General features: G+C 35.3%; 1 protein-coding gene. It reads right to left on the minus strand.

The genetic code is table 11. The annotated features are described in order from the left end of the window. Positions 1-55: 55 nt before the first annotated feature. Positions 56-1,600 carry a tetratricopeptide repeat protein gene (locus OZD66_RS05005; protein WP_275022410.1) on the minus strand — a complete coding sequence of 515 codons (1,545 nt, stop codon included), beginning with the start codon at positions 1,598-1,600 and terminating at the stop codon, positions 56-58. Positions 1,601-1,672: the final 72 nt, after the last annotated feature.

Raw genomic sequence — 1,672 nt, forward strand, 5'->3', positions numbered from 1 at the left:
AATCATAACTATATGCTGCTGGCGTTCAACCTCCTTATCATCATCTATCCTTATCCTACCACATCCGGACTTTTATGGAAAGAGCTATAACTTCGAAATGGTCAGGGCCATAACGTTTTTCATTAATTGCTAAAGCCCGTTCAAGCAATTCCTTTTGTTTCTTATGATCACCCAAATCCCCATAAGCGATACCGAGGTTTGTTAGTGCTATAGCAATTGTGAAATGATCGGGGCCATAATGTTTCTCAGAAATAGGTAAAGCCCGTTCAAGCAACTCCTTTTTTTTCTTGTGATCACCTAAATCCCCGCAAGCGATACCGAGGTTTGTCAGTGCCGTGGCGACTATAAAATGATCAGATCCATAATGTTTTCTAAAGATAGGTAAAACCCGTTCAAGCGACTCCTTTTGTCTTCTAGGATTACCCAAGTAATAATATCCATCACTCATTCGTATTAACAAATCCACAAGATAATCCTTCTCTATTGTTTGCTTTTCTAAAGGATTTTTTCCTAGCCAATCATCTATATGTGATAAGAACGTTTCTAAATGTGGTAACAACTGTCGTTTCTTAGCATAATCTTCTAATTTGTCACTGTCGTCAGGGAAGCTTTCTTTTAATAATTGAAAAACGGTTTTTATATCTTTTTTAATTTTTCCACTTTCCTTTGACTTTAGCCTAATTACATCTTGTACTAAACAGTGAATAGAAACACTACTACTCTGCTCATTGGACACTAGCATCGAATATCTCAATAATATACCTAATACTTCTTCAAAAGGTTTTTCTTCAGAATTGTTCTCTACAATCTCAGGAAATATTCTTAACAAATCTTTAGGAATATCATTGTCTAAATATGCACAAGCTACTAACAACTTGCTTGCTAGTTTAGACTCATTACGAATTGCGTCCATTGTAATATCCCAAGTAATAAACACAGGCTCATGGTTAGAATCCTTAGGTAGTGTTTTATGAGATAATAAATAAAGCTTCCTTTCTGCATAAATTTCTAAGTAACGTGAGATAGTCATTTTGTTTTCTTTGATGTAAGCGCAAGCCTGAGCTAATGCCAAAGGTAATCTACCTAACTTTTCTGCCAATATACCTATATTTGGCCTATCGCTTTCTGAAACCTGGCCTAGAATTTTCTTAACATATAATTCTGATTCTGGGGGAGTAAAAACGTCTACACCTATACTCCCTTGTGGCCATTCAGTATTACGAGACGTAACTATTATTTTGCCGCCTTTTGTAGGTCTGAGCTTAGAAATGACTTCATAATTTGATACATTATCATAAATCAACAACCAGCCTTCACGTTTAGAATCTTCTAGCCAGTTTTTCACATAATAAGCTCGCTGTGCAATAGAAATGTTGTCTTCATCGTGAATAATATTTAATTTTCTTCCTAAATTAACATATTCACTGAGTAGTTGATCTTCATCTTTTGCATTAAACCAACATATTGCCTTGTATTCTTTCCCATGTTTTTGAATAAAATCTAGCACTGACTGTGTTTTACCTACTCCACCTAACCCGTACAAAGCAGTTAATATAACTGGCTCATTTTTTGTCTTTAGATGATTTATAGCATTTCTCATAATAGTCCGAACAGGTCATAGGAAGGCAGAATCAACAGCACGACGAAAGGATTCGAATAGAGGAATGTTTTT

It is taken from the genome of Wolbachia endosymbiont of Drosophila baimaii (assembly GCF_028982185.1).
Classification (GTDB): Bacteria; Pseudomonadota; Alphaproteobacteria; order Rickettsiales; family Anaplasmataceae; genus Wolbachia; species Wolbachia pipientis.